Raw genomic sequence first — 22868 nt, 5'->3', positions numbered from 1 at the left:
GGCGGCGGCTCAGGTCAGCGGGGTCATCCAGCCTTCGGGGTCGTCGAGCTTGCCGTACTGGATGCCGGTGAGCTGTTCGCGCAGCCTCATCGTCAGCTCCCCCGGCTGACCGTCGGCGATGGTGAACTCCCCGTCCCGGTGCCGGACCCTGCCGACGGGGGTGACCACGGCGGCTGTGCCGCAGGCGAACACCTCGGTCAGCTCACCGGAGGCCGCCTTCTCCTCCCACTCGTCGGTGGTGATCCGGCGCTGTTCGACCCGCACGCCCAGGCGTTCCCCGAGACGCAGCAGGGAGGAACGCGTGACCCCGGGCAACAGGCTGCCGGTCAGCTCCGGGGTGACGAGCGTGGCCTCGGCGCCGGAACCGAACACGAAGAACAGGTTCATACCGCCCATCTCCTCGACGGCCCGGCGTTCCACCGCGTCCAGCCAGACGACCTGGTCGCATCCCTTCTCGGCGGCCTGGGCCTGGGCGACGAAGGAGGCGGCGTAGTTCCCGGCGAACTTGGCCGCGCCCGTTCCCCCGGGGCTCGCCCGCACGTAGTCGTGACTGAGCCAGACCGTCACCGGTTTGACCCCACTCGCGAAGTAGGACCCCGCGGGTGAGGCGATGAGCGTGTAGAGGTAACTGCCCGCCGGGCGGTTCACCCCGAGGGTCTGTTCGGTGGAGATCATGAACGGTCGCAGGTACAGCGAACTCTCCCCCTCTCCGGGCACCCACTGCTCGTCCACCCGCACCAGTTCACGCAGTGACTCGAGGAAGGTCCGCTCGGGAAGCTCCGGCATGGCCAGTCTGCGGGCCGAGTCCCGGAAACGGGTCGCGTTGGCCTCGGGACGGAAGGAGGCCACCGAGCCGTCCGGCTGCCGGTAGGCCTTCAGCCCCTCGAAGATGGCCTGCCCGTAGTGCAGCACCGTCGTGGCCGGATCCAGTTCGATCGAGTGGTACGGCTCGAGCCGCGCGTCGTGCCATCCCCGCTCGGTACTCCACCGGATCGTCACCATGTGATCGGTGAAGTGGTTGCCGAATCCTGGGTTCGCCAGTACCCGGGCACGGTGTTCGGCACTGGCGGGTTGGGGGTTTTCGGTCCGCGAGAACGAGAGGGGTTGGTTCATGCGCGTACCGTATCGCGCCCTTGAGAGCAGTGGAAACCGGATCAGGAACACTTGGCCGTCCGAGTTTTCTCCGCGGCGATGTCGGTATGGCGACTGTCGCGGTTCCGTTGGGTGTCCGTGTCGTCACGACGTGTTCGCACACGCTTCCGGACCGGAGGCACCCCACCTCGGGGTGAGCACTTCGGACGGTCACTCCACGGGGACCCGCCGGGGACGCGTGGCGGGACGCACGCGGGAGAGGAGGGCTCCGCCCACCGGCATGGCCACGGTCACCACGGCGGTGGCTCCCATGACCGGCACGGGCATGCTCATCGCCAGAATCACGGACAGTCCCATCCCCAGGCACGCCGCGCGCATCGACCACGTCCACTCGTCGGCCAGCAGCACCCGGGCGGCGGCGTTGACGAACGCGTAGTGCACCAGCAGGCAACACGCGGCGACTCCCATCGCGACGGCGGGAGTGAGCAGCAGGGCGAGCACCGCGGCCACGGCGAGCAGCACACCGTCCAGCGGGCACGGACCGTCCCCGGTACGCCGCCCCAGCACCCCCGGGAGCTCCCCGTCGGCCACCACGGCCAGGCCGACGGAGCGGGCCGAGCGGAGCGCACCCAGCAGCACCGGCACCATGACCAGGCCCGCGCCCAGCCCCACAGCCGGGACCAGGGCGGCCGCGTCCGCGGCGCGCAACGCGTCCAGCAGGGGAACCCCGGACAGGCCGAGCCGGACCGCCCCCAGCTGCCGGGTCACCGCGAACACCACCGTCAGCAGCACCACGGCGGTCACCGACGTCCCGAGCAGCAGTCCCCGACGCACCGCCCGAGCGGGCAACCTCCTCTCCCCCGTTCCCGGTGAGGTGAGTCGTTCGAACCCCAGGAAGGCGAAGAACAGCACTCCCGCCGCCGAGGTCACGGCCAGCGGCCGGTGCTGCGATCCGGTCTCGGCCGCCACCGGAGCGATCGTCAGGCAGGCGGTGACGACCACCGCCAGCACCGCCAGGGTGAGTCCCAACCACAACCAACCCGCCAGCCCACGGATCCGCACCCCCGTGGCGAACAACAGCGCCACGAACACCAGCACGGCCACCGTGGTCAGCGCCTTCGGGAAGGGCAGGTACTCGGCCGCCGCGCCGGTGGTCGCCGCCATCGCGGTCACGTGCCCGACGAGATGGGTCCCCGCCGCGGCACGTCCGGAGGCGTTCCCCAGCTTGTCCCGCACACAGCTGTATCCGGCTCCCCCACCCCGGTAGGAGGCGGACTGGTGGGCGGTCGAGATCGCGGCGCACAACGCGGTGAGTGCGGCCAGCGGGACGGCGAGCACCATCCATCTGCCCGCGATCTCCGCGGCCGGGGCCACCCCCACGAACACCCCGGCCCCCAGCATCCCTCCCGGAACGAGCGGGACCGTCCTCCACAGGGACATCCACCCCGCGAGCTCAGCTCGTCCGGCCACGCGAACCATCCTCGTAGTAACGCCGGTTCCGGCGGATGAGTACTTTCACACACTGACGTGGCGGGTCAGTCTACGCCGCTCGGCAACGCACCCCGTCGTTCGCCGGGGCTCCGTCCCCACTGTGCGGGCACGTGTCGAGCGGGTCACGGGAAGTCCCCGGAAAGAGTGGGCCGCGACGGTCCCCCGCTCGAAGTCGCCTTCCGGCGGTCGGCCGGATTCGTGGCTCCCACGGGCGGGGCACCCCGGGAAAAACGGGAAGGGACACCGGCTCGCGGCACCGTGTAACCAGGGGAAAACCGTACGACACGCACGAAGGACTGCTGTACGCGCGACCGAAGTCCCGTTCTACAGTGCCAGCGGAAGGCAGAACCCGTGGGCGGAAAGACCACCCCGTCCACGGCACGGTCCGGGAGGAACCACACGTGACAACGCCCAAACTCACCCTCGCCGACAGCGCGGCCACCAAACTGGCCGCGGAGACACTGGTGATCGGCACCGTCGAGGGTAGCGACGGGCCCGAGCTCGCCCAGGGAACCAACGAGCTCGCGGCCGCGTTCGACGGCAACCTCACCGAGACACTGAGCCTGCTCGGTGCCAAGGGCAAGGCCGAAGAGGTGGTCAGGGTCCCGGCGAGCGGGTCGATCCGCGCCAACGTGCTCCTGGCGGTCGGCCTGGGCAAACGCGACGCCGACGGTGAGATTCCCGCGGAGTCGGTGCGACGTGCCGCCGGGGTCGCGGCGCGTTCCCTGAACGGCGTCTCCCACGCGGCGAACACACTGTCCGCACTGGACCTTTCCGCGACCGTCCAGGGCACCGTCATGGGTGCCTACTCCTACACGCGCTACAAGTCGCAGGCGGGAGAGGATCCGGTCGCCAAGGTCGACCTGCTCGTCCCCGATGCCAAGAGCGACGGCGCCAAGTCGGCCCTGAAGGGGGCCACCGCCATCGGCGAGGCCGTCAACACCGCGCGCGACCTGATCAACACCCCGCCGAACGACCTGCCGCCCGCGGCGATGGCGGAGCGTGCCGCCGAACTCGGCCGGGCCGCCGGCCTGGAGGTCGAGACCCTCGACGAGGACGAGCTGCGCAAGCACGGCTACGGCGGCATCCTGGGGGTCGGCGCGGGATCGTCGCGGCCCCCACGGTTGGTGCGGCTGCGCCACAAGGGCCCCAAGGGGGCACGGAAGGTCGCGCTGGTCGGCAAGGGCGTGACCTTCGACACCGGCGGAATCTCCCTCAAGCCCGCCTCGGGCATGGAGGAGATGACCTCGGACATGTCCGGGGCCGCCGCCGTGATAGCCACCGTGGTGCTGGCCGCCAAACTCAACTATCCACTGGACATCACGGCCACGGTTCCCATGGCCGAGAACATGCCCTCCGGAACCGCCTACCGCCCCGGCGACGTGTTGCGGATGTACGGCGGCAGGACCGTGGAGGTCCTCAACACCGACGCCGAGGGCAGGCTCATCCTGGCCGACGCGATCACCCGGGCCTGCGAGGACGAGCCGGAGTACCTGATCGAGGCCTCCACGCTCACCGGTGCCCAGCTGGTGGCCCTCGGCAAGCGCACCCCGGGGGTGATGGGAAGCGAGCAGTTCCGGGACCGGGTGGCCGCGCTCTCCCGCGCCACCGGCGAGGGGGGCTGGGCCATGCCCCTGCCCGAGGAACTGCGGGGTGACCTGGACTCCAAGCTGGCCGACCTGACCAACGTGACCGGCCAGCGGTGGGGCGGCATGTTGGTGGCCGGGCACTTCCTGAGCGAGTTCGTGACCGGACAGACGGCCTGGGCGCACATCGACGTCGCCGGACCCGCCTACAACTCGAACTCGCCGTGGGGCTACACCCCCAAGGGAGGGACAGGGGTTCCGGTCCGCACCATGGCCGCCGCGCTGGCCGACATCGCCGAGAACGGCTGACCCCGCGGAAAAAGGTGGTCCGGCGGCCCGGGCGGGTGACACCGTGGACGTGGCCGCCGGATCACTCCTCCAGCCGACGGCGGTACTCACGGCGGCGCAGGACGCGCTGCTTGCGCTGGTAGTCCCGCATCCGCTGGGGGTAGCCGACCTTGTGCACCTCGTAGAAGGGGATACCGAGTCGGTGTGTGAAGCGGATCGCGGTCTCGCGGTCACCGATCCTGCGCCGCGTCCACTCCCCGTCGTGGGCGACGAACACGATCGTGGCCTCGGTCACCTGCGTGGGAGGCTCCAGGAACCCCTCGACCCCGCGGCGCTCGGCCGCCCACTGCCGTAAGTGCTCGGTGTCCTGGTCTCGCTCAGGACGCGCGCGTCGCTGCCGCCCCTTGCGGCGCAGACGCTCGAACAGTCCCACGTTTCCTCCTAACACCGTTACCACGATACTGCCAGCCCGGGCATAAAAGGGCCCCGCTGTGCGTTGAGAAGTAAGGTGACTGTGATCTTCACGCCATTCGCGCCGGAAACCCGCCCAGCCCGTGTCGCGCCCGCGGCTCGCGTGGTGACAAGATGTCTTCCGGTGGCGGGGGGATCCTCCGCACCACCAACAGTGAGTTGAACAATGATGCCTGTCGAGGAGTGCGAAGTGACCGACACGTCCGCCGATCTAGTCATCCTCGGTGGCGGCTCCGGCGGCTACGCCTGCGCTTTCCGCGCGGCGGAGCTGGGCCTTTCCGTCACCCTCATCGAAAAGGACAAGCTCGGTGGGACCTGTCTGCACCGAGGGTGCATCCCCACCAAAGCCTTGTTGCACGCCGCCGAGGTGGCGGACTCCACGCGTGCGAGTTCCCAGGTCGGCGTGAAGGCCTCCCTCGAGGGCATCGACATCGACGGTGTGAACTCCTACAAGGACGGCATCGTCTCCAAACTGCACAAGGGGCTGCAGGGTCTCGCCAAGGCCCACAAGGTCAACTACGTGGAGGGTGCCGGCAGGCTCGTCGACGCCAACACCGTCGAGGTCGACGGCACACGCTACACCGGCACGAACGTGGTGCTGGCCACCGGCTCCTACTCCAAGACCCTGCCCGGCCTGGAGTTCGGGGGCAGGATCGTCGCCAGTGAGCAGGCGCTCAACCTCGACTACGTCCCCGAGAAGGTCGTCATCCTCGGTGGAGGGGTCATCGGTGTCGAGTTCGCCAGCGTGTGGCGTTCCTTCGGGGCCGAGGTGAACATCGTCGAGGCGCTGCCCCACCTCGTTCCCAACGAGGACGAGTACTGCTCCAAGCAGCTGGAGCGCGCCTTCCGCAAGCGCGGGATCAAGTTCTCCACCGGTGTCAAGTTCACCGGAGCGCAGCAGACCGACGAGGGGGTCACGGTCAGCCTGGAGAACGGCGAGACCCTGGAGGCCGACCTGCTGCTGGTCGCCGTCGGGCGGGGCCCGAACACGGCCGGCCACGGTTACGAGGAGGCCGGCCTCACCCTGGAGCGCGGTTTCGTGCGCACCGACGAGCGGCTGCGCACCAACCTGCCCGGCGTCTACGCGGTCGGCGACATCGTCCCCGGGCTGCAGCTCGCCCACCGCGGTTTCCAGCAGGGCGTGTTCATCGCCGAGGACATCGCCGGACTCAACCCGCCGGTCATCGACGAGGCGGGCATCCCCCGGGTGACCTACAGCAATCCCGAGGTGGCCTCGGTGGGCCTCACCGAGAGCGCCGCCCGGGAACAGTACGACAAGGTGGAGACCTTCACCTACGACCTCGCGGGCAACGGCAAGAGCCAGATCATCAAGACGGCCGGTGCCGTCAAGGTGGTCCGCGCCGCGGACGGCCCGGTGCTCGGCCTTCATCTGATCGGGGAGCGCGTGGGCGAACTCGTCAGCGAGGCCCAGCTCATCTACAACTGGGAGGCCCTCCCCGAGGACGTGGCTCCGCTGGTCCACGCCCATCCCACGCAGTCGGAGGCCCTGGGCGAGGCACACCTGGCCCTGGCGGGCAAGCCTCTGCACGTGCACGGCTGACGCGGAACGCTCAACCGGCAACGCCCGCCCACCACACGCCACGAGTACGAGGAGTCAGCAAGAGATGGCCTTCTCTGTCCAGATGCCGGCACTCGGTGAGAGCGTCAGCGAGGGCACGATCACCCGGTGGCTCAAACAGGTCGGCGACACCGTCGAGGTCGACGAACCTCTGCTGGAGGTCTCCACCGACAAGGTCGACACCGAGATCCCCTCACCGGCCGCCGGTGTAGTGCAACAGATCATAGCCAACGAGGACGACACCGTCGAGGTCGGCGGTGAACTGGCCCTGATCGGTGACAGCAGCGAGGGGGCGCCCGAACAGCCCCGGCAGCCCGCCGCCGAACAGAGTCCCGCCCCGGAGCCGGAGCCGGCGTCCCGGCCCGAGCCGGCCGCGCAGCAACCCGCACCGGCGGCCGCGGGCTCTGCGCAGGGAACCGACGTGCACATGCCCGCGCTCGGTGAGAGCGTCAGCGAGGGCACGATCACCCGGTGGCTCAAACAGGTCGGCGACACCGTCGAGGTCGACGAACCTCTGCTGGAGGTCTCCACCGACAAGGTCGACACCGAGGTGCCCTCGCCGGTGGCCGGTACGATCCTGGAGATCGCCGCCAGCGAGGACGACACCGTCGAGGTCGGCGCGAAACTGGCGGTGGTCGGGGACAAGGCGGCGGCTCCCGCCCCCGAGCCCGCTGCCGCCCCCCGGGAACAGCAGGCACCGCAGCAGCCGGCCGAACCGGCCCCCGCCGCCCAGGCGGCGCCCGCACCGTCCGAGCCGCAACCCGCCCCCGAGCCGCAACCGCAGCCGCAGCCGGCGGCCGCCCCCGCAGCCGGTGGGCAACAGCAGGAGTCCGCAGCCTCGGCTCCCTACGTCACCCCACTGGTCCGCAAGCTCGCCAACGAGCACGGAATCGACCTGAACAGCCTGCGCGGCACCGGTGTCGGTGGTCGCATCCGCAAGCAGGATGTGCAGGCCGCCATCGCCGAGCGCTCCTCCGAGCGGACGAGCGCGCAGCAGGCCACCGGCGGGCCGTCCGTGACGGAACCGGCCACCACGGCGGCAGGCCAGGAGCCCTCCCCGGAGGCCAAGGCGCTGCGCGGGACCACCCAGAAGATGTCGCGGCTGCGGCAGGTGCTGGCGCAGCGCATGGTCGACTCGTTGCAGACGGCCGCCCAGTTGACCACGGTCACCGAGGTGGACGTCACCCGGATCGCCCGGCTGCGGGAGCGGGCCAAGGAGGACTTCGAGGCCGCCGAGGGCGTCAAGCTCTCCTTCCTGCCCTTCTTCGCCAAGGCCACCGTCGAGGCGTTGAAACTGCATCCGAAGCTCAACGCCTCGGTCGACGAGGAGGCCAAGGAGATCACCTACCACGGTGCCGAGCACCTCTCGGTGGCCGTGGACACCGAACGCGGGCTGCTCACCCCGGTGATCCACGACGCCGGCGACCTCAACCTGGGCGGGCTCGCCCGCAAGATCGCCGACGTCGCCGAACGCACCAGGGAGAACAAGGTCAAGCCGGACGAGCTCAGCGGCGGAACGTTCACGCTGACCAACACCGGCAGCAGGGGTGCCCTGTTCGACACCCCGATCCTGAACCCTCCCCAGGTGGGCATGCTCGGCACCGGCATGGTGGTCAAGCGCCCCGTGGTGGTCTCCGACGAGGCGGGCGGGGACACCATCGCGATCCGTTCGATGGTCTACCTGGCGCTGTCCTACGACCACCGCCTGGTCGACGGTGCCGACGCGGCCCGCTTCCTGAACACCGTCAAACAGCGGTTGGAGGAAGGGGCCTTCGAGGCCGACCTCGGCCTGTGAACGCCGTCGCGGGGACCGGGACAGCCGGTCACCGCTGAACCGCCACACGGGGCCGCCCCACCACGGGCGGCCCCGTGTTCGTGCGGCTGCCGGGAAGTCGCTCGGTGGGACGTTCCGTGCCGGGTGCGCTCGCGCCGTGACGATCTTTGCGCGAGGATCGGGGCATGCGCGTGGTACTGGCCGGATCCTCCGGACTGATCGGAAGTCACCTCGTCCCCGCCCTGCGGCAGCAGGGCCACGAGGTGCTCCGCCTGGTGCGCCGCGAGCCCCAGGCCCCCGACGAACGCGGCTGGGATCCCTACGGCGGTCGTCCGGACGACCGCGTCCTCGACGGCGCCGACGCGGTGATCAACCTGTGCGGCGCCCCGATAGGGGGAGGGCTCTGGACGGAACAGCGCAGGAAGGAGCTGTCCCGTTCCCGCGTCACCCCGACGACGGTGTTGGCGGAGGCGGTGCGACGCAACGGCGTCCCCACCCTGCTCAACGCCTCCGCCACGGGGTTCTACGGGGACACCGGACGCGGGGTGGTCACCGAGTCCGCCGGGCCGGGAAACGGCTTTCTGGCCGAACTCTGCCGCCGCTGGGAGGCCGCCGCGGAGACCGCTTCCCCCTCCCGGGTGGTGCTGCTGCGCACCGGCCCGGTGATCTCTCCCTCCGGAGGGCTGCTCGGCCCGCTCAAGCCCCTGTTCTCCCTGATGCTGGGCGGCAGGATCGGGGACGGCACGCAGTACGTTCCCTGGATCTCCCTGGACGACGAGACGGCCGCGATCCGTTTCGTGCTCGAGAACCCGCGGATCTCCGGCCCGGTGAACCTCACCGCTCCGGAACCGGTGAGCAACGCGGAGTTCACCAGGGCCCTCGCCGAGGCTCTCGGCCGCCCGGCCCCCTGGGTGGTTCCGGCGTTCCTGCTGCGCACCGCACTGGGCGATCTGGCCAGGGAGATGATTCTCAGCGGACAGCGCGCCGTGCCCGCGGTGTTGGAGGAGCACGGTTTCGTCTTCCGGCACCCCCGGGTACGCGCGGCACTGGGGGCCGCCGTCTCCGCCTGAGGCGGCTCCCACGGCTCCGCCGGCCCGAACACGGCCCGCACCGGTGTTTCCGCACAGCCCGGCGGAGAACCGTGCGCCGTTGCCCCGGGCGGGTAGGCTGAGCCCGTGAGCAACAGCGTGAACTCGTGTCGTCTCTCCACCCACGAGATCGAGATCCGGCAGTTGGGCACCGTCGACTACCTGGACGCCTGGCAGCACCAGCGGGAACTCGCCGACGCCCGAGCCGAGGGCACCGGTTCGGACACCCTGCTGCTGTTGGAACACCCCTCCGTCTACACGGCGGGGAAACGGACCCGCCCGGAGGACCGGCCGCGGGACGGCACTCCGGTGATCGACGTGGACCGTGGGGGCCGGATCACCTGGCACGGCCCCGGGCAGCTCGTGGGATACCCGATCCTGCGGCTGGCCGACCCCGTCGACGTGGTGGACTACGTGCGCAGGCTGGAACAGGCGTTGATCCAGGTGTGTTCCGAGTTCGGTCTGGACACCGGCCGGGTGGAGGGGCGCAGCGGGGTGTGGCTGCCCGCCGACGGGACACGTCCCGAACGCAAGATCGCCGCGATCGGGATCCGGGTGCAGCGGGGCGTGACGATGCACGGTCTGGAACTCAACTGCAACGCCGACATCGCCGAGTTCGACCGGATCGTTCCCTGCGGGATCAGTGACGCCGGGGTCACCTCGTTGTCGGCCGAACTCGGCCGGGAGGTCACCGTGGAGGAGGTGCTGCCCTCGGTGCGCCGGGCCGTTCCCGCCGCCCTGGACGGGGACCTGCCGGTCACCGACCGGGACGTCCGACAGGCCGGGGCGGCCCCGGCCGGAGTGACCTTCGCGCTGGATCCGAGTCTGCGCTGAGCGCGGCGGCGGGACCGCACGGAGGGCACCCCGAGCCGTGACCACCGGAGCGCTCAGTCCAGCGCTCCGGCCACCTCGGAAGCCACCAGCTCGAGGTGGTCCAAATCGGACAGGTCGAGGACCTGCAGGTAGAGCCGGGTGATGCCGGTGCGGGCGCGCCAGTTCCCGATCCTGTCCACCACCTCGGCGGGAGTTCCGGCCAGGCCGTTGGCGCGCAGCTCGTCCACGTCGCGCCCGATGGCCTCGGCACGCCGGGCGAGCTCGGCCTCGTTCCTGCCCACGCACAGCACGAGCGCCACCGAGCGCACCATGTCCGCCGGGTTCCTGCCCCGTTCCGCGCAGGCGGCGTCCACCCGCTCGAACTGGGCCACGGCGGTGTCCTGGTCCACGAAGGGCAGGTTGAACTCGTCGGCGAACCTAGCGGCCAGGGCGGGGGTCCTGCGCCTGCCCGTCCCCCCGACGAGGACCGGTGGGCGGGGGCGCTGCACGGGTTTCGGCAACGCCGGGGAGTCGCTGATCCGGTAGTGCTCACCGGAGTACTCGAAGGTGGATCCCTCCGGAGTGGTCCACAGGCCGGTCACGATCTCCAGCTGTTCGGCGTACAGTCCGAATCGTTCGCGCAGCGGTGGGAAGGGGATGCCGTAGGCGGTGTGCTCCTGCTCGTACCAGCCGCTGCCGAGTCCGAGCTCCACCCGGCCTCCGGACATCTGGTCCACCTGGGCGACCGAGACGGCCAGCGGCCCGGGCAGCCGGAAGGTCGCCGCGCTCATCAGCGTCCCCAGCCGCAGCCGCGAGGTCTCCCGCGCCAGCCCTGCCAGGGTCACCCACGCGTCCGTGGGTCCGGGCAGGCCGCTGACGTCGCCCATGCGCAGGTAGTGGTCGGAGCGGAAGAACGCGTCGTAGCCGCACTCCTCGGCCGTGCGCGCGACACGGAGCAGGTCGTCGTAACTCGCGCCCTGCTGGGGTTCGGTGAAGATCCTGAGCCTGAAATCCTCGTCCACGTTCCCGAGACTAACGATCAACGCCACCGCGCGCCGCGTGTCCGGGGATTCAGCCCGTCCCGCCGTCACGCAGGCCGCGCAGCAGCCGTTCGAGCGCCTGCCCCACCTCGACACTGGTCCGTTTGGGATCGTCCGAGTTGGCGATGGTGTTCGCCCCGGCGGACAGACCTCCGAAGACGACGCGGGCGAGCACGTCCACGGGGGATCCGGAGTCGATGGTGCCGTTCTCGACCAGTCTGGTGAGGCTGCTGCGCACCAGACCGAAGGTGTAGCGTTCTCCCAGGTCGTACCAGCGCCGGTAGCCGAGCACCACCGGTCCCTCCTGGACGACGACGCGGCGGAACGGCTCCTCCAGGCATTCCCGCAGGAAGGCGTCCAGCCCCGCGCGCAGTTCCTCCCACGGATCCCGTTTTCCCGGCATCTCGGCGGACAACCGGGAGACCACCCCGATCTCGACGCCTTCGAAGGCGGCCTCGAACAGTGCCCGTTTTCCGGCGAAATGGTGGTAGAGGGCGCCTTTGGTCACCCGGGCACGTTTGGCGATCTCGTCCAACGAGGAGTTCGCGTATCCGCGTTCGGTGAACAGTTCGATCGCGGACTCCACCAGCGCCGCACGGGTGTGCTCCGAGTACTCCACACGGCGCGGCCGTTCTGTCGCCCCACTCACATCGCTTCACCATACCGCCGGCATACAGAACCTGATAGTTTCGTATTCAGTCACATACTGGCGGTATGCCACAAACCACCGGTACGCCACGCGTGAGGTAGCCATGTCCTGGCAGCGGTTCCATCGCCGCACGGCAGCCGTACGTTTCGTGCTGGAACGGTTCGGGAACGCCCCCGAACACCTGCCCCACCCCCGGGAGCACGCCGAGCTGTCCCCGGTGTTCACCGACGACCACGACATGCTGGCCGCCCTGCAACACAAGTGGATCAACCAGCTCATGGGCAGACTGGAACGCCGACTGTCCGAGTCCGCCGACCACACCGCCGAACGCCTGGAGGCCACCCGGCTCGCCTGGGAGGAGACCGCCACGGCCAACCCGGAACTGCGCCGCATCCTCGACCACCATCTCCCCACCGCGCACGGCGAGGCACTGCGCGCCCTGCGGGCGGAACAACGACTGCTCGCCGTCTCCTCCGGCCTGGTCGACCACGACGGAGCCCCCTCCGAGACCGACCGCACCGGCGAGGCCCTGCTGCGGCTGCTGCGCGGCGCACGTGAGCAGCACGAGCCCGTCACGGTATGACAGCGCACGGAGTCGTCGACACGAACGGACAACGACGATTGTTCGCATCCCGCTGTTCGGGTAGGACCGTGACATGACCAAGTGGGACGAGACCGCCATCCCCGACCAGACCGGCAGGACGGTGCTGATCACCGGGGCCAATTCGGGGCTGGGACTGCACAGCGCCCGCACGCTGGCCGCACGCGGGGCCCGAGTGCTGCTCGGCTGCCGGGACACCGAACGCGGCACCGCCGCGCTGCGCCGCGTGGAGGCCGTGGCGGACACCCGGCCCGAGCTGGTCGAACTCGACCTCGCCGACCTGTCCTCGGTCCGCCGCGCCGCGCTGCGCGTGCGGGAGGACACCGGGGACCGACTGGACGTGCTGATGAACAACGCCGGGGTGATGGCCACCCCGTACCGACGCACCGTGGACGGCTTCGAGCTCCAGTTCGGCACCAACCACCTCGGGCACGCCGCCCTGACCTGGTTGCTGATGCCCGCCCTGAACGGGGCGGGCCCCTCCCGAGTGGTGACCCTGACCAGCCTCGCCCACCACGGCGGCGGACTCGACACGCGGGACCCGAACTTCCACCACCGCCGCTACACCCCGCTCAGGGCCTACGCCCAGTCCAAGAGGGCCAACCTGTTCTTCGCCACGGAACTGGACGACAGGCTGCGCACCGGCGGATCGGCCACGCTCAGCGTCGCCGCCCACCCCGGCATGACCGCCACCGAGCTGACCGCCAACTCCGCCCGCCAACGGCAGCTTCCCGACGGGGTGAACAACGCCGTACGCGCAGTCACCGGCCTGTTCACCCAACGCGTGGAGCTCGGGGCACTGCCCCAGCTGTACGCCGCCACCGCGGCGTCCGTACGCGGCGGGGAGTTCTTCGGCCCGGCCGGACTCGCCGAAACCAGAGGGCACCCGGGGCGGGCACGGAAGAACCCCGCGATCCGCGACACGGTCACCTCGGCGCGCCTGTGGGAGCTCACCGCCGAACTCACCGGTGTCGAACCGGCACCCCGGTGAGATCCCACGGGGCCGGCCCCCGGGAAAACGGGTGAGTTCGGTCATTGTCGAGGCCCCACGGCCGGGGCGTAGCCTGTGGTCGTGACTGTGGCGCCGGAGGGGCGGAAGCTGTTGCGACTGGAAGTCCGCAACAGTCAGACGCCGATCGAGAAGAAGCCGTCCTGGATCAAGACGCGGGCCCGCATGGGGCCCGAGTACCAGGAGCTCAAGGGACTGGTACGACGCGAGGGACTCAACACCGTCTGCGAGGAGGCCGGCTGTCCCAACATCTTCGAGTGTTGGGAGGACCGGGAGGCCACCTTCCTCATCGGTGGTGACCAGTGCACCCGGCGGTGCGACTTCTGCCAGATCGACACCGGCAAACCCGCCGAGCTCGACACCACCGAACCCCGCAAGGTCGCGGAGTCCGTGCAGGCCATGGGACTGCGCTACTCGACGGTGACCGGTGTCGCCCGGGACGACCTCCCCGACGGGGGTGCGTGGTTGTACGCGGAGACGGTCCGGCAGATCCACGAGCTCAACCCCGGCACCGGCGTGGAGTTGCTCATCCCCGACTTCAACGCCGAGCCGGACCAGCTCGCCGAGGTGTTCGGCGCGCGTCCGGAGGTGCTCGCGCACAACGTCGAAACCGTTCCGCGCGTGTTCAAGCGGATGCGTCCGGCCTTCCGCTACGACCGTTCGCTGAAGGTGCTCACCCTCGCCCGCGAGGCGGGGCTGGTGACCAAGTCCAACCTGATCCTGGGTATGGGCGAGACCCCGGACGAGGTCGAACCCGCGCTGCGCGACCTCCACGAGGCGGGCTGCGACATCATCACCATCACGCAGTACCTGCGTCCCAGCCCGCGACACCACCCCGTGGACCGCTGGGTCAAACCCGAGGAGTTCGTGGAGCACACCAGAACCGCCGAGCGCATCGGTTTCCCCGGTGTCATGGCGGGACCGTTGGTGCGCTCCAGCTACCGGGCCGGAAGGCTCTACGCCAAGGCGACCGAGCACCGCGGCATGCCGCTGCCCGAGAACCTGGCCCACCTGGCCAAGGCGGGTACCGCCGCCCAGGAGGCGAGCAACCTGCTCTCCGGCTGACCGGACCCGGACAGGCCGTGGCGGGTCCACGGCCCCGACTCCACCTTCGGTCGCCCCCGTTCGGTGGCCTCCGGAGAGCGGCGGGGGCACGGGGTGCGGGCACTTCCGGCACCTGCCCCACTCCGCGCCCGCCGCTGCCGGAAGCTCCACACGATCCGCTCAGGCTCCGGGAGCACGAGGCCGCTCCCCCCTGCTGATCGCTCCACGTCCCGCGGGAGTTCCACACCCCACGTGAGCGAGGACCGTCCCGACTGCCGAACCGCGTGGACGGGAACGGGACACCCCGCCGTATCCTGTGGGTATGGCCAAGCAGGACCGGGCCGCCAAGAAGGAAGCGGCCAAACAGAAGCGGCAGGCGTCGAAGGCTCGCCGCAAACAGCTGTTCGAGGCGTTCAGGATGCAACGCCGGGAGGATCGGCTGCTCGTCCCGCTGATGCTCGCGGTGCTGCTCGGAACCGCCGTGGTGGCGTTCCTGCTCGGCTTGGTCTGGAACCTGCAGTGGTTCTTCCTCCCCGTGGGCGTGGCCCTCGGCGCGCTGGGAGCGGTCATCGTCTTCGGAAGGCGTGTCCAGGCCAACGTCTACAACAAGGCCGACGGCCAGCCCGGCGCGGCGGGCTGGGCCCTGGAGAACATGCGCGGCAAGTGGCAGCTGACCCAGGGTGTGGCCGGCACCAGCCAGTTGGACGCGGTGCACCGCGTGGTCGGCCGACCGGGAATCGTCCTGGTCGGCGAGGGCTCCCCGCACCGGGTGCGGAACCTGATGAACCAGGAGAAGAAACGGATCGCCCGGCTGGTCGGCGACACCCCCATCTACGAGATCGTCGTCGGCAACGAGGAGGACCAGGTTCCGCTGCGGAAACTCCAGTCCAGAATCATGAAGCTGCCGCGCAACATCAACGCGGGGCAGATCGACTCGCTGGAGAAACGCCTCGAGGCCATCGGCGGCAGGAACACGGCCATGCCCAAGGGACCGGCTCCCCAGGGGGCCAAGATGCGCAACGTGCAACGCGCCACCCGCCGCAAGTGAGCGCTTCCGGGAAAGCCCGCACGGTGGGAGAACACCACGGGCTTTCCCGACACGGAGCGCCCCTCAGCGACGCAGGACCACGGTTCCGCTCAACCGGTCGTGCCAGGAACGACCGTCCGTGTTCCACAGCACCGCGGGAACGAGCACGGCCGTCAGCACACAGCGCAGCAGCGCCCGGGGCAACCCCACGAGCGAGGAACCGTCCACGCGGGCGACCCAGATCCCCGCCACTGCCATGCCCGGGGTGAAACCGAAGAAGGCCACGGGCAACACGGTGATGAGCGCCCAGGACAGCAGACTCCAGTTGCCGGGAAGATCAGGGGCGGTGAACAGACCGGCAACCAGCGCGGCCAACACGATGTCCAGCAGGAACCCCACGGCACGTCTGCCGGTGGGCGCCACGGACCCCGAGCCCTGCTCGGGAAGACCGAGACGTTCACCGCGCCAGCGCTGCTGGGGCTCGCCCGACTCGCGGAGCGCCGAGGGGCCGGACAGCCAAGAACCGAGTACTCTACCCACAGGGCCAGCATACGGGCCCGAACTCGTCCGACACGGCCCGCGCGCGGGCGCGCGGCGTGGGAGAACCCCGCCCCGGATCCGGAACCGTTTCGTTAACGTCGGCGAAACACGCGAGTGACGGTGGGGCAACACCCCCTTCGTAGGGTCCATCACCGAGTCGGCGGCACAAGCTTGCCCCGATGAGCGGCACCAACGCGTGAAGGAGCCATCGAGGGTGTTCACCAATCCAGACGAGGTCCTACGCTTCATCTCCGACGAGGACGTGAAGTTCGTCGACGTCCGGTTCTGCGACCTGCCGGGGGTCATGCAGCACTTCACCGTTCCCGCATCGGCGTTCGACCACGACACCTTCACCGAAGGTCTGGCCTTCGACGGTTCTTCGGTGCGTGGTTTCCAGTCGATCCACGAATCGGACATGCTGCTGCTTCCCGATCCGTACACGGCCCGGATCGACCCCTTCCGCATCGAGAAGACGCTGATCCTCAACTTCTTCGTGCACGACCCGTTCACGTTGGAGCCCTACAGCCGTGACCCGCGCAACATCGCGCGCAAGGCGGAGCAGTACCTGACGGAGTCCGGGATCGCCGACACCGCGTTCTTCGCGGCCGAGGCGGAGTTCTACATCTTCGACTCGGTGCGCTACTCGGAGGGGGCGAACTCCTCGTTCCACGAAGTGGACTCGGTCGAGGGCTGGTGGAACACCGGGCGCGCCGAGGACGGCGGCAACCTGGGGTACAAGACCCGCTACAAGGGCGGCTACTTCCCCGTTCCCCCCTACGACCACTACGCGGACCTGCGCGACGAGATGACCGCCGAGCTCATCAAGGCCGGGTTCGAGGTGGAGCGCGCCCATCACGAGGTGGGCACCGGCGGCCAGGCCGAGATCAACTACAAGTTCAACACGATGCTGCACGCCGCCGACGACCTGCAGCTGTTCAAGTACATCATCAAGAACACCGCGTGGCGCAACGGCAAGACCGTGACCTTCATGCCGAAGCCGCTGTTCGGGGACAACGGTTCGGGGATGCACTGCCACATGTCGCTGTGGCAGAACGGCGCCCCGCTGTTCCACGACGAGTCCGGCTACGCGGGTCTGTCCGACACCGCCCGGCACTACATCGGGGGCATCCTGCACCACGCCCCGAGCCTGCTCGCGTTGACGAACCCCACGGTGAACTCCTACCACCGGCTGGTTCCCGGCTTCGAGGCCCCGGTGAACCTGGTGTACTCGCAGCGCAACCGCTCGGCCTGCATGCGGATCCCGATCACCGGCACCAACCCGAAGGCCAAGCGCGTCGAATTCCGCTGCCCCGACCCCTCCGGCAACCCCTACCTCGGCTTCGCCTCGATGCTGATGGCGGGCATGGACGGCATCCGCAACAAGATCGAGCCCGCGGATCCGATCGACAAGGACCTCTACGAGCTTCCCCCGGAGGAGGCCAAGAACGTTCCCCAGGTGCCCTCCAGCCTCGCCGAGGCGGTGGACAACCTGGAAGCCGACCACGAGTACCTGCTCGAGGGCGGCGTGTTCACCGAGGACCTGCTGGAGAACTTCATCGCGCTCAAGCGGGAGAACGAGATCGACCCGATCCGGCTGCGCCCGCACCCGCACGAGTTCGCGCTGTACTTCGACGTGTGACCGTCGTCCTCCGGACACGAAGGGGGCTCGCCGCGACGGCGGGCCCCCTTTTTCCGCTGCCGGGGGACGGTGCCTACCGCCTCAGGAGACAGTGAGCACCAACTTGCCCCGCACGTGCCCCTGTTCGAGCAGTTCGTGGGCCCGGGCGGCCTCGGACAGCGGCATGGTCTGTTGTACCTCCACCCGCAGGTCGCCGCGGTCGACCAACCGAGCCAGCCAGTTCAGATCCGCGGAGTCGGGACGCACGAACACGTAGTGGCCGCCCTGGGCCACCACCGTCTGCGGGTCCTCCACCGAAGCGTGGCGTGAGACGTCCCGCAGCAGCTCGGGGGTTTCGGTCAACGCCGTTCCACCGGCCATGTCCAACGCCGCGTCGACCCGGCCGTCACCACCGACGATTTCGGCCACCCTCCCCGGCAGTCCCGGCCCGTAGGTCACCGGCTCCGCGCCCAGTTCACGCAGGAACTCGTGGTTGCGCTCCGAGGCGGTGCCGATCACCCGGGAAGCACCGAGCGCCCGCGCGATCTGCACGCCCAGGTGGCCCACGCCTCCGGCGGCCGCGTGCACCAGCACGGAGTCCTGTTCGCCCACGCCCACGGCCCGCAGCATCTGCAGGGCCGTCAACCCGGCCAGGGGAAGCCCCGCGGCCTCCGGGAAATCCACCGACGCGGGTTTGTGCGCCAGCGTGCGATCCGGTGCCGCGACGAGCTCGGCATAGGTTCCGTTCTGCACGTGGTCCTCACGCACGTAACCGACCACCTCGTCCCCCGGGCGGTAGTCGGTGACGGCCGGGCCGACGGCACGCACCACCCCGGCCACGTCCCAACCGGAGACCAAAGGTGTGTGGTGCGGGAACAGTCCGCGCAGATAACCGCGCCTGATCTTCCAGTCCACCGGATTGACACCTGCCGCCCTGGTCTCCACCAGCACCCGGTCGGGTCCGACCAAGGGATCGTCCAGCTCGTGTTCGGAAAGAACCTCGGGTCCGCCGAATTCGGTGAGCGCCATAGCCTTCATGCCCGGCTCAACACGGCACGGAGCACCGGTATTCCTCCGGACGGCGGAACCGAGGGGGAGCGAACGCGGTTCACATCCGACGGTCGTCGTAGAACACCCGCTCCACGACCCTGCGAGCCCTTCTCGTCGCCCGCAGATAGTCGTCCACCATCCTGCCCGGATCGGATTCGAGGGGATAGCCCAACGCCGTGGCGACCGCGTTCAGCTCCCCGGAGCGCTTGGGCAACTGGTCTCCTCCCTTTCCGCGCACCAGCATCACGGCGTTGCGCGCGCGCATGGCGAACATCCACGCGTGTTCCAACGTCGCTGCGTCCTCCTCGGCCAACACGCCGACACGCGCGGCGGCCCGCAGTCCCTCCACGGTGGAGGTGGTGCGCAGTTCCGGGAACTCGTCGGCGAACCGCAGTTGCAGCAACTGGAGAGTCCACTCCACATCGGCCAGACCACCCCGCCCCAGCTTGGTGTGGGTGTTCGGGTCGGCACCCCGTGGCAGCCGTTCCGCGTCCACCCGGGCCTTGATGCGGCGGATCTCGCGAACCCCCCGCGCGTCCAACCCCCCGGAGGGATAACGCAGCGCGTCCACTGCCCGGCAGAAACGCTCCCCCAGGTCAACGTCCCCGGCCACCGGACTGGCCCGCAGCAGGGCCTGGGACTCCCAGACCTGCGACCACCTCCGGTAGTAGTTCAGGTACGAGTCCAGGGTCCGCACCAACGGCCCGGAGCGCCCCTCCGGACGCAGTCCCGTGTCCACCTCCAGCGGGGGATCCTGGCTGGATCTGCCCAGGACACGCCGCACCTGCTCCACCACCGTGGTGGCGAAACGGACGGCGGTGCTGTCCTCGATACCCCCTGTTGGTTCGCACACGAACAACACGTCCGCGTCCGAGCCGTACCCCAGCTCCGCTCCCCCGAGCCTGCCCATACCGATCACCGCGATGCTCGCCGGCTCCCGGCAGGCGTCCACCACCCCGCTCGGCCCCGACCACTCCGGTCTGGCCGCCACGTCCCGCACACACGCCTCCAGGGTGGCCTGCAACACCGCCACCCAGACACTCGACAGGGCGTGGAAAACCGCACGCGGGTCGAGAACTCCCAACAGATCCGCGCAGGCCAGGCGCAGCATCTCGTGTCTGCGCAACGACCGCGCCGTCGAGGCGGCCCGCTCCGGCTCCACGTGACGCGCCACCGCGCTGCGCAACGAGCGCGCCACCTCGGTGCTGTCCCGCCCCGCCAACTCGTCGGTGTCCGACAGCAGACGAAGCACCTCGGGAGCGCGCACCAACAGCTCCGGCACCAGCTTCGACGTTCCGAGCAGCACCGCCAGCCGCTCGACCACCACCGCCTCGTCCCGAAGCAACCGCAGATACCACGGCGTGTCGGCCAGCGCCTCCGAGACGTTGCGGTAGGCCAACAACCCTCCGTCGGGATCGGGGGTGTTGGCGAGCAGGTCCAACAGCACCGGCAACAGGGTTCCCTGGATACTCGCCCTGCGGGACATTCCGGAGGTCAGCGCGGCGATGTGGCGCAGCGCCCCTTCCGGGGAGGTGTAGCCCAACGCGGAGAGCCGCTGGACGGCCGCCGTCGTCGTCAACCGCAGAGCCTCGCTGGGTACCTTGGCCACCGACTCCAGCAAGGGGCGGTAGAACAGTTTCTCGTGCAGTCTGCGCACCCTGCTGCTCTGCCTGCGGTACTCCGCGAGCAGTACCTCGGAGGCCTCCCTGTTGCCCTGCGAACGCAGTCCCATGGCCCTGGCCAGGTGATACAGCTTGTCGCGTTCCTCCTCCGCGGGGAACAGGTGGGTACGACGCAACCGCCGCAGCTGCAACCTGTGTTCGACACCCCGCAGGAACACGTACGACTCGGCCATGGCCGAGGAGTCGCTGCGACCCACGTAACCCTGTCCCCCCAGGGCCCGCAACGCCTCGGTCGTGGAACGGGAACGGACCGACTCGTCGCCTCTGCCGTGCACCAGTTGCAGCAGCTGTACCGCGAACTCGACATCGCGCAGCCCACCCCGGCCGAGCTTCAGTTCCCGGTCCAACTGGTCCGGCGGAACGTGTTGTTCCACGCGCCGGCGCATGGAACGCACGTCGGGGACGAAGTTCTCCCGCTCCGCCGCCGTCCAGACCAGGGGACGCACCGCCTCGACGTACCTCCTTCCCAGGTCGGGATCCCCGGCCACCGGACGTGCCTTCAACAGGGCCTGGAACTCCCAGGTGCGCGCCCAGCGGCGGTAGTAGGTCAGGTGCCCGTCCAGGGTGCGCACCAGGGCACCGGCCTTGCCCTCGGGACGCAGGGCCGCGTCCACGTCGAAGAAAGCCGAGCCCGCCACCCGCATCAGCGTGCTGGCCAATCGGGTTCCTCGGGACACGTCCTCCTCCGACTCGGCGACGAAGACGACGTCGACGTCGCTCACGTAGTTGAGTTCGTACCCACCGCACTTGCCCATGGCGATCACCGCGAGGCGCGGGGTGGTCTCCCCCTCGCCGAGCTCGGCCGCCGCCACGGCCCAAGCCGCCCGCAGCGCGGCCACGGCCAGTTCGGAGAGCCACCCCGTCACCCGCTCGTAGGAGGGAGCGGACAGGGAACTGTCGACCACTCCGGCCAGGTCCGCCGCCGCGATCTCCAACAGCAGCCCGCGATACACCGTGCGCAGCTCACTGATCGCGGCCGTTCCGCGCAGTTCGGCCACGGGACGCTCCGGAGGGTGCGGGGGGGTCTCGTCGACACCGCCCACGCAGCGCAACAACTCCACGGTGAACCGCCGAACGTCGAACTCGGCGGTGTGCTGCTCCTCGGCCAACCGTCGCCAGTCCCGGGGATGTGCCACCAGGTGATCGGCCAGTGCTCCGGAATACCCCACCGTGGCGAACAGGCGGGCCCGCAGTCCCCGGTCCTCCAGCAGACGTTCGGACAGTTCGGTCCAGCCGGGCCCCAACGCCTCCCGTAGTCGGTCCACCGAGTGCAGTGCCAGGTCCGGGTCCGGGGCCTGGGACAACGCACCGAGCACTTCCTCGGCTTCGGGCAGCGGACCGCTGTCGAACCACCATCCGGCCGCGCGCAGTTGGGCCTCGGCGCGACCGACATCGCTGAATCCGTATCTCGCGGGGGAGGGAGCCGCCGAGCGCTGCCAGTTGGATCGGGCCATGCCCGGTACGGTAATGTCCTCACCTCACCAGAACAGGTCCGAGTGTTGTCCTTTTCGCGTGGCCGTGATCACTCCACGCGCACAGGGGCTTCACAGCAACGGCAGTGACCGGGTGCCAGCGCGTTCCTCCGGTGGGGTCGCGGCCATCCGCACGAAACGTTCTGCCACCGGTTTCCAGGTCTCCTCCAGATCGGCGTGGAAGCGTTCGAGATGCTCCTCGTCGAGCTGGCCGGGGCGTACCACCGCGGCGACGTCCGGTTCGGAGGCGAGCATTCTCCGAACGATTCCCGGTGTGGTCTCGATGTGGAACTGGAGTCCGTAGGCCCGGTCACCCACCCGGAAGGCCTGGTTCTCCCCTCCCGGCGAGGACGCCAACAGCTGAGCGGTCGGAGGCAGGGTGGTTATCTCCTCACGGTGGAACTGGAAGACGTCCGGGGTCAACGGAAGCGGGCCGAGCAACACGTCCTCGGCCGCGGCGTCCCGTTTGGCCACCAGCAGTGTTCCGGCCTCGGGACCGTGCGAGCGTGTTCCGATCCTGCCCCCCGTGGCCGTGGCGAGCACGTGCGCGCCGAAACCGATCGCCAGTACCGGGGTCCCGGCACCGGTCGCGGAGCTCAGCAGGGTGCGCAGCCTTCCGAGCCAGGGACACTGGAGATCGGCCGTGGCGCTCGTCTCCGCGTCGAGCACGACCAGGCCCGAGTGTTCGTCCAGGGTTTCGGGAAGCGTTTCACGTGTGGGGTCGACGACGTCGAGTTCGGCACCGGCCTCCCCCAGCCAGTCACCCAGTCTTCCGGCGGGAGTGTCCTCGGAGGGTTGCACCACAAGAATCCGTGCCTCGGCCATGTGATCCAGAGTACGAGGAAGTGGGTGACGGATCACTCACGGTCTCGGTCGCCCCGGACGCGTTCGTGGTGTGTGGGTGTGGGGGGTGCACATGAGAACACCCCCCACTGTGGGTGGGGGGTGTTCTCA

19 protein-coding genes are annotated in these 22868 nt (G+C 69.6%); 10 read left to right on the top strand and 9 right to left on the bottom strand.

Annotated features, from left to right (window positions below):
- Positions 1-9: 9 nt before the first annotated feature.
- Together CEP50_RS00095 and CEP50_RS00090 are read right to left on the bottom strand one after the other, a co-directional pair.
- Positions 10-1113, bottom strand: a complete 1104-nt coding sequence (locus tag CEP50_RS00095; RefSeq protein WP_026448868.1) for a branched-chain amino acid aminotransferase — start codon at positions 1111-1113, stop codon at positions 10-12.
- 189 nt (positions 1114-1302) lie between these two features.
- Complete coding sequence (locus CEP50_RS00090; RefSeq protein ID WP_258174607.1) at positions 1303-2562, bottom strand: amino acid permease; 1260 nt, start codon at positions 2560-2562, stop codon at positions 1303-1305.
- A 422-nt stretch (positions 2563-2984) separates the two neighbouring features.
- Between CEP50_RS00090 and CEP50_RS00085 the strand changes: the two genes are divergently transcribed.
- Positions 2985-4478, top strand: coding sequence for a leucyl aminopeptidase (locus CEP50_RS00085; RefSeq protein WP_106111865.1), 1494 nt, complete (start codon positions 2985-2987; stop codon positions 4476-4478).
- 61 nt (positions 4479-4539) lie between these two features.
- On the opposite strand, the gene CEP50_RS00080 is transcribed toward CEP50_RS00085, so the two are convergent.
- On the bottom strand, positions 4540-4890 hold the full coding sequence (locus tag CEP50_RS00080; protein WP_106111864.1) for an oxidoreductase: 351 nt from the start codon (positions 4888-4890) through the stop codon (positions 4540-4542).
- Between the two features lie 228 nt (positions 4891-5118).
- Between CEP50_RS00080 and lpdA the strand changes: the two genes are divergently transcribed.
- The 4 genes from lpdA (at position 5119) to lipB (ending at position 10203) form a co-directional block, all read left to right on the top strand.
- Complete coding sequence (lpdA, locus tag CEP50_RS00075) at positions 5119-6489, top strand: dihydrolipoyl dehydrogenase (RefSeq protein WP_106111863.1); 1371 nt, start codon at positions 5119-5121, stop codon at positions 6487-6489.
- Positions 6490-6553: 64 nt separating this feature from the next.
- Positions 6554-8302 (top strand): 2-oxoglutarate dehydrogenase, E2 component, dihydrolipoamide succinyltransferase, encoded by a 1749-nt coding sequence (gene sucB / locus CEP50_RS00070; RefSeq protein ID WP_106111862.1) that lies wholly within the window; start codon positions 6554-6556, stop codon positions 8300-8302.
- Positions 8303-8466: 164 nt separating this feature from the next.
- The gene (locus CEP50_RS00065) at positions 8467-9351 is read left to right on the top strand and encodes a TIGR01777 family oxidoreductase (RefSeq protein WP_106111861.1); all 885 of its coding nucleotides are present in this window, start codon (positions 8467-8469) and stop codon (positions 9349-9351) included.
- A 105-nt stretch (positions 9352-9456) separates the two neighbouring features.
- Complete coding sequence (gene lipB, locus CEP50_RS00060; RefSeq protein ID WP_106111860.1) at positions 9457-10203, top strand: lipoyl(octanoyl) transferase LipB; 747 nt, start codon at positions 9457-9459, stop codon at positions 10201-10203.
- 53 nt (positions 10204-10256) lie between these two features.
- On the opposite strand, the gene CEP50_RS00055 is transcribed toward lipB, so the two are convergent.
- On the bottom strand, positions 10257-11204 hold the full coding sequence (locus CEP50_RS00055) for an LLM class F420-dependent oxidoreductase (RefSeq protein ID WP_106112242.1): 948 nt from the start codon (positions 11202-11204) through the stop codon (positions 10257-10259).
- Positions 11205-11253: 49 nt separating this feature from the next.
- Positions 11254-11871: a TetR/AcrR family transcriptional regulator gene (locus tag CEP50_RS00050; protein ID WP_033401492.1), complete on the bottom strand. Its 618-nt coding sequence runs from the start codon at positions 11869-11871 to the stop codon at positions 11254-11256.
- A 103-nt stretch (positions 11872-11974) separates the two neighbouring features.
- On the opposite strand from CEP50_RS00050, the gene CEP50_RS00045 reads away from it, so the two are divergent.
- The 4 genes from CEP50_RS00045 to CEP50_RS00030 all read left to right on the top strand — a co-directional run bounded on the left by CEP50_RS00045 (position 11975) and on the right by CEP50_RS00030 (position 15573).
- Positions 11975-12454, top strand: a complete 480-nt coding sequence (locus CEP50_RS00045) for a hypothetical protein (RefSeq protein WP_106111859.1) — start codon at positions 11975-11977, stop codon at positions 12452-12454.
- 73 nt (positions 12455-12527) lie between these two features.
- On the top strand, positions 12528-13463 hold the full coding sequence (locus CEP50_RS00040; protein WP_106111858.1) for an oxidoreductase: 936 nt from the start codon (positions 12528-12530) through the stop codon (positions 13461-13463).
- 81 nt (positions 13464-13544) lie between these two features.
- Positions 13545-14546: a lipoyl synthase gene (lipA, locus tag CEP50_RS00035; RefSeq protein WP_026448866.1), complete on the top strand. Its 1002-nt coding sequence runs from the start codon at positions 13545-13547 to the stop codon at positions 14544-14546.
- Positions 14547-14847: 301 nt separating this feature from the next.
- A complete protein-coding gene (locus CEP50_RS00030) occupies positions 14848-15573 on the top strand; it encodes a DUF4191 domain-containing protein (RefSeq protein WP_106111857.1) in 726 nt (241 codons plus the stop codon).
- 63 nt (positions 15574-15636) lie between these two features.
- On the opposite strand, the gene CEP50_RS00025 is transcribed toward CEP50_RS00030, so the two are convergent.
- Positions 15637-16092, bottom strand: a complete 456-nt coding sequence (locus CEP50_RS00025) for an RDD family protein (protein ID WP_181188141.1) — start codon at positions 16090-16092, stop codon at positions 15637-15639.
- A gap of 214 nt (positions 16093-16306) precedes the next feature.
- On the opposite strand from CEP50_RS00025, the gene glnA reads away from it, so the two are divergent.
- Positions 16307-17731 (top strand): type I glutamate--ammonia ligase, encoded by a 1425-nt coding sequence (glnA, locus tag CEP50_RS00020; RefSeq protein ID WP_106111855.1) that lies wholly within the window; start codon positions 16307-16309, stop codon positions 17729-17731.
- A gap of 81 nt (positions 17732-17812) precedes the next feature.
- On the opposite strand, the gene CEP50_RS00015 is transcribed toward glnA, so the two are convergent.
- The 3 genes from CEP50_RS00015 to CEP50_RS00005 all read right to left on the bottom strand — a co-directional run bounded on the left by CEP50_RS00015 (position 17813) and on the right by CEP50_RS00005 (position 22739).
- Positions 17813-18748, bottom strand: a complete 936-nt coding sequence (locus CEP50_RS00015; RefSeq protein ID WP_181188140.1) for an NADP-dependent oxidoreductase — start codon at positions 18746-18748, stop codon at positions 17813-17815.
- Between the two features lie 70 nt (positions 18749-18818).
- Positions 18819-21896: a bifunctional [glutamine synthetase] adenylyltransferase/[glutamine synthetase]-adenylyl-L-tyrosine phosphorylase gene (locus CEP50_RS00010; RefSeq protein WP_106111854.1), complete on the bottom strand. Its 3078-nt coding sequence runs from the start codon at positions 21894-21896 to the stop codon at positions 18819-18821.
- A gap of 90 nt (positions 21897-21986) precedes the next feature.
- A complete protein-coding gene (locus CEP50_RS00005) occupies positions 21987-22739 on the bottom strand; it encodes a type 1 glutamine amidotransferase (protein WP_181188139.1) in 753 nt (250 codons plus the stop codon).
- Between the last annotated feature and the right edge of the window lie 129 nt (positions 22740-22868).

Source organism: Actinopolyspora mortivallis (assembly GCF_003001495.1).
Classification (GTDB): domain Bacteria; phylum Actinomycetota; class Actinomycetes; order Mycobacteriales; family Pseudonocardiaceae; genus Actinopolyspora; species Actinopolyspora mortivallis_A.
This window is presented reverse-complemented; position numbering and strand designations above follow the sequence as displayed.

Excerpts from the sequence above, each read along its gene's own strand:
- CEP50_RS00030 (WP_106111857.1), top strand. The coding sequence starts at position 14,848 with ATGGCCAAGCAGGACCGGGCCGCCAAGAAGGAAGCGGCCAAACAGAAG.
- CEP50_RS00065 (WP_106111861.1), top strand. The coding sequence starts at position 8,467 with ATGCGCGTGGTACTGGCCGGATCCTCCGGACTGATCGGAAGTCACCTC.
- CEP50_RS00045 (WP_106111859.1), top strand. The coding sequence starts at position 11,975 with ATGTCCTGGCAGCGGTTCCATCGCCGCACGGCAGCCGTACGTTTCGTG.
- CEP50_RS00015 (WP_181188140.1), bottom strand. The coding sequence starts at position 18,748 with ATGAAGGCTATGGCGCTCACCGAATTCGGCGGACCCGAGGTTCTTTCC.
- sucB (WP_106111862.1), top strand. The coding sequence starts at position 6,554 with ATGGCCTTCTCTGTCCAGATGCCGGCACTCGGTGAGAGCGTCAGCGAG.
- CEP50_RS00095 (WP_026448868.1), bottom strand. The coding sequence starts at position 1,113 with ATGAACCAACCCCTCTCGTTCTCGCGGACCGAAAACCCCCAACCCGCC.
- CEP50_RS00010 (WP_106111854.1), bottom strand. The coding sequence starts at position 21,896 with ATGGCCCGATCCAACTGGCAGCGCTCGGCGGCTCCCTCCCCCGCGAGA.
- CEP50_RS00040 (WP_106111858.1), top strand. The coding sequence starts at position 12,528 with ATGACCAAGTGGGACGAGACCGCCATCCCCGACCAGACCGGCAGGACG.
- CEP50_RS00005 (WP_181188139.1), bottom strand. The coding sequence starts at position 22,739 with ATGGCCGAGGCACGGATTCTTGTGGTGCAACCCTCCGAGGACACTCCC.